At 61.0% G+C, this 4,319-nt stretch carries 5 protein-coding genes and 1 pseudogene; 4 read left to right on the top strand and 2 right to left on the bottom strand.

Annotated features, from left to right (window positions below):
* Window positions 1-230 precede the first annotated feature (230 nt).
* Together G9463_RS23340 and G9463_RS23335 are read left to right on the top strand one after the other, a co-directional pair.
* Window positions 231-1,262, top strand: a complete 1,032-nt coding sequence (locus tag G9463_RS23340; RefSeq protein ID WP_165897963.1) for a radical SAM protein — start codon at window positions 231-233, stop codon at window positions 1,260-1,262.
* Window positions 1,263-1,517: 255 nt separating this feature from the next.
* Window positions 1,518-2,357, top strand: coding sequence for a DUF2157 domain-containing protein (locus G9463_RS23335; protein WP_165897962.1), 840 nt, complete (start codon window positions 1,518-1,520; stop codon window positions 2,355-2,357).
* Here the strand turns inward: G9463_RS23335 and G9463_RS23330 are convergent.
* Window positions 2,349-2,678, bottom strand: a complete 330-nt coding sequence (locus tag G9463_RS23330) for a zinc ribbon domain-containing protein (protein WP_004960006.1) — start codon at window positions 2,676-2,678, stop codon at window positions 2,349-2,351. The genes G9463_RS23335 and G9463_RS23330 overlap by 9 nt on opposite strands.
* 107 nt (window positions 2,679-2,785) lie before the next feature.
* Here G9463_RS23330 and G9463_RS23325 point away from each other — a divergent pair, with 107 nt between their 5' ends.
* Window positions 2,786-3,301 (top strand): CNNM domain-containing protein, encoded by a 516-nt coding sequence (locus G9463_RS23325; protein WP_004960003.1) that lies wholly within the window; start codon window positions 2,786-2,788, stop codon window positions 3,299-3,301.
* A 3-nt stretch (window positions 3,302-3,304) separates the two neighbouring features.
* Here G9463_RS23325 and G9463_RS23320 read toward each other — a convergent pair whose 3' ends face one another.
* Window positions 3,305-3,679, bottom strand: a complete 375-nt coding sequence (locus tag G9463_RS23320) for a YccF domain-containing protein (protein WP_004960000.1) — start codon at window positions 3,677-3,679, stop codon at window positions 3,305-3,307.
* A gap of 269 nt (window positions 3,680-3,948) precedes the next feature.
* On the opposite strand from G9463_RS23320, the pseudogene G9463_RS23315 reads away from it, so the two are divergent.
* Window positions 3,949-4,319: pseudogene (locus G9463_RS23315) on the top strand (histidine kinase); the annotation flags it as partial.

Genomic DNA, 4,319 nt, shown 5'->3' with positions numbered 1-4,319 from the left:
CTCGACGTACCGGATGAGCGACTCGCTGACCCCCAGCACTCTATCGTCGAACGACTCCGCTTCCGGCAGTGGCCCGCCCACGGGGTCAGCATCCTCGTCATCCATACACACAGAACGGGCCCCAGCCCATTCAAAGCGGTCCCTATCTGGCGTGGCCCAGCCATGTTGTCCCATCTCACTCACGAGCCGATGCGCACGCTTTTTCCCGCTGGGAGCGGTGTTTACAGGTAATGATTTCCGAGGGCTGCGAACAGTGCGCCAAAGGCGGCAAGATGGTGCTGTTCGTCTACGGCTACTGCGACCAGCGAGACTGCTTCTACTGTCCCCTCGGGGAAAACCGCAAGAACGTCACCCAGATGTACGCCAACGAGCGCCCCATCGAGGACGATTCAGACGTCATCGAGGAGGCCAAGCGCATGAGCGCGCTCGGCACGTCGATTACCGGCGGCGAACCCCAGGAAGTGCTCGACCGGACCTGTCACTATCTGGAACTGCTGAAAGACGAGTTCGGCGAGGACCACCACACGCACCTCTACACCGGCATCCCCGGCGGTCGCGAGAATATGCGCCGCCTCTCGGAAGCCGGCCTCGACGAGATCCGCTTCCACCCGCCTCTAGAGCAGTGGGGCGACCTCCACGGGACCGAGTGGGAAGACATCCTCTACATCGCCCGCGAAGAAGGGCTGACTCCGGCCTTCGAGATTCCCGGCATCCGCGCAGAAGAGGAGTTCCTCGAATTCCTGGACGAGGGCGCGGCCGACTTCTGTAACATCAACGAGTTCGAGATGTCCGACGGGAACTACCGCCGGATGCAGGAGGAGGGCTTCGAACTGAAAGAGGACCACATGAGCGCCGTCGAGGGGTCCCACGATATTCTGGAGCAAATGGGCGACCACGAAAAGGTGTACTTCTGTACGAGCGTGTTCAAGGACGCCGCCCAGCACCGCTCGCGGCTCAAGCGGATGGCCCGCAACATCCGCCGCCCGTTCGACGACGTGACTGACGACGGGACGCTCGTCTACGGGAAGGCGTGGACCTCCGAAGCCCGTCTGGAAACCCTCGGCGTCCCCGAGGAGTACTACACCGTCAAATCCGAGCACGTCGAACTCGCCTGGTGGCTGCTGGAGGAGATGGTCGAGGAAGGCGACGTCGAGAAGGGCGAAATCGTCGAGCAGTATCCGACCTACGACGGAACGGTCGTCGAGCGGACACCGCTGTCCGGGCCCGCCGACCGGGGCAGTCAGGCGGCTGCGGACGATTAATTGTACTGGTGGCGAACGAAGTGAGCCACCAGCCTTTTTCATCGACGTTTTTCAAGGAGTGGTCGCCAGAGGCGACCCGACGCTGAAAAAGGTCGTCGAGCGGACACCGCTGTCGAACGGTGCTGACGCCGGACGAGCGACAGCCGACGACTAGCGACCCGGTTCTGTTTGGCTTCTCGATTACTGCAAGTCCCAGGCCTGCACTGTCCAGCCGTGGCTTTATTTGTCAGCTAAGAGAATTACCGGTGACCCTCCATGCGCTTTGCTATCGACAGCGGCAAGCTCCTGTATGCACTTGGCGTCCTGTTCGCCGCAGCAGCGCTCCTGTATTTCGTCCGCGATGTCGTGTTCAATCTCTCGATAACGGTGAAAGCGGCGCTGCTGTTGCTGGGGTTTATTGCGCTGTTCGTTGCGGGTGTGGCCCTCGAGCGGGACGTGCTAGATGTCGTCGCCTTCGCTCTCAGTGGCGTGACCTACGTCGTGTTCGTCGGCTACGTCGTCGTTCGGTATTCGCCGGGCGAGACGGGGACGTTCCTGTTGCTCGCCGCGTCCGCGGGGCTGTTCGTCGGGCTCGGCTACGCGCTCCGGGCAGGGATTCCGACACCGTCGCGGCGAACGGCGGCAGCCGCCCTCGGCGGCCTCCTCATCGTGAGCGCCGTCATCGTGGGAGCCGACGCGCTCAGCGGCGGGGTGACCTACGATGTGCAGACAAACGAGTCTGTCACCGTGTCGGTCCCGGAAACAAGGCAGGGAGGTGGCGGGTACCCACCCGTCAGCAGGCAGATCGGAACGGTTACGGCTTCGAACCCGTCACCGTTCCTGCGGGCACTCAACCCCCCGAGCGTCTCAAGCTGTCTCGTCGGACCTGCCGAGAACCCCCGGGAGGACGTGTGGGTCGATGTGGATAGAGACTGGGACGAAGATACGCTCGCCGGGTCGACCACGAAGTCCTACGCAATTACGGGCGAGTTCAGACTGGACACGAACCGCACTGGACAGGTAACGTTCGCCATCGAGCGAGGCAGCGACTGCAGCGTCGTGCGGTCCGAGCCGACAATAGCGATTCAGATCGACGGAGACGACTCGTTAGACTGACTCATCTAGTTCTGTGAGACACGACTGACAGTAGCTGGCGTCTTGTACGTTCGGCGTGCCACAGGTGCTACAGGTCACGACCGACATCTTTGTTTCAGACAGCGGTGACGACTCATCAGCAAGGAGCGTATCGGTCGACCAGTCAGGACCAGCGGACGGCTGGTCCCGCATCTCGGCGCGCTGGTGGGCCTGCTGAATGAGTTCGTCGTCACGCATCGCTTCGAGGCCGCGCCACAGCCCCAGAAACAACAGCGTCGGTGCGACAATGACGAACAGGCCAGCGATGACGCGCAGTGCCAGTTCCACCTGGCCAAGTGGCATACGATAACAATGGGCTGGAACGTAGAGTATCCTTCGCCGCATCCGTCGGCTCACGGGCCCTCAGGCAGCGTCGACGCCTTCTTGCCTCGGCTGGCTGAAGACGGGATATGAGTGGTCCTATCGTGGCAATTAGTGGCGGGCTTGCGGTGGTCTTGCTTCTCGGATTGAGTGCGTTCTTTTCCAGTTCGGAGATAGCAGTGTTCTCGCTACAGAAAGACTGGATAGCACAACAGGCGGCAACGGGGGAGCGACGGGCGCAGGTGCTACAGGAACTGTACGACAATCCACATCGCCTGCTAGTGACGTTGCTGGTCGGCAACAACATCGTCAACATCGCAATTTCGAGCATCATCACCGTCCTCGTGGCGAGCTATCTCTCACCGGGGCCGGCGGTCGTCGCAACCACAGTCGTCACCAGCTTTCTCATCCTGATTTTCGGCGAGATCGTGCCAAAGGCGTTCGGCCTCGGCAACGCACAGGAGTGGGCCCTGACCGTCGCACCGCCGGTCCGGGTCGTCGAGCGCGTGCTCTCCCCACTTATCACCCTGTTTGACGGCATCACCACGCGCATAAACGCTCTCATCACCGTCGAAACAGACATCGAGAAGCCGTATCTGGACTGACGGTCAGTACTGATACAGCGAAACGACGAACGGGAGCCTGTTGTACATCCAGATCGCCAGCGGCAAGCCGACGATTGTCAGCGAGAGCGCGTACGCGACACCAGTCCAGACCCCACTGGCCCACCAGCCGACGAAAACGAACCAGACTGCGCGGATGAGCAGAGAGTGCTGTGAGCCGCCGTCACTCTCCGTGACGAGTCGGTCGCGTCGCTTGAGCGTCAGCACCAGCGGCACCTTGTTTATCATCTTGATGCCGAACGGGAGGCCGATGATTGTGACGTTCAGGAACCAGGCGACCGAGAGCCAGATGCCAGTCACCCACCAGCCGACGAGCAGGAACCACACCGCCCGAACGAGCAGGGACCGCTGTTCGCTCATATCGACACTACCGTACCTGCCGGCATAAGTCTCCGGTTGGAAGCGAGACGGCCGCGCCAGCAACGGATGGCAGGGATAGTATCACACCAGAGTGTTGAATTTGATAATGGGTGGGTGGCTATCGATGTCGAATTGTCGGACCGGTGATTCTGAAGGTAACTCTTAGACGTTTCATTGCCTGAATTCACCCATACTGTTCGTATATACCTTTGTCAGTACTTCTATATATCTCGTAGTTTTTTGTACGATAACTGGAAATCGCCGAACGAATGGTGAGCCGAGATTTCCGTCCCCGAGTCGCCCACCTCGTCCCGGCCGCTGTGCGAGGGAGCTTCGTCCGGAAGTTCGTGGCCGCGGTGCTGGTGGCGGTCCTGGTTGCCGGAGGAATCGGAGCGGTGTTCTACACTGACACGACGCGAACGCTCGACCAGCGCGTAGAGGCACAGGTCGTCTCGACCGCCGAGTTACAGGCTGACGGCCTCGATAACTGGGTTGACGGCTTCCGGCGGCAGGCCCGCACGCTCTCGTCGGTCAAGGAGTTCCAGAACGGGCAACCGGGCGTCATCAGGGACTACCTCTTGCTCGAATCGGACGACCTCACGTCCGAGTTCGTGGCCGTCCACTACGTCCAAGCTTCCGA

Source organism: Haloarcula sp. JP-Z28 (assembly GCF_011440255.1).
Lineage (GTDB): Archaea > Halobacteriota > Halobacteria > Halobacteriales > Haloarculaceae > Haloarcula > Haloarcula marismortui.
This window is presented reverse-complemented; position numbering and strand designations above follow the sequence as displayed.

Excerpts from the sequence above, each read along its gene's own strand:
- G9463_RS23340 (WP_165897963.1), top strand. The coding sequence starts at position 231 with ATGATTTCCGAGGGCTGCGAACAGTGCGCCAAAGGCGGCAAGATGGTG.
- G9463_RS23335 (WP_165897962.1), top strand. The coding sequence starts at position 1,518 with ATGCGCTTTGCTATCGACAGCGGCAAGCTCCTGTATGCACTTGGCGTC.
- G9463_RS23330 (WP_004960006.1), bottom strand. The coding sequence starts at position 2,678 with ATGCCACTTGGCCAGGTGGAACTGGCACTGCGCGTCATCGCTGGCCTG.
- G9463_RS23325 (WP_004960003.1), top strand. The coding sequence starts at position 2,786 with ATGAGTGGTCCTATCGTGGCAATTAGTGGCGGGCTTGCGGTGGTCTTG.
- G9463_RS23320 (WP_004960000.1), bottom strand. The coding sequence starts at position 3,679 with ATGAGCGAACAGCGGTCCCTGCTCGTTCGGGCGGTGTGGTTCCTGCTC.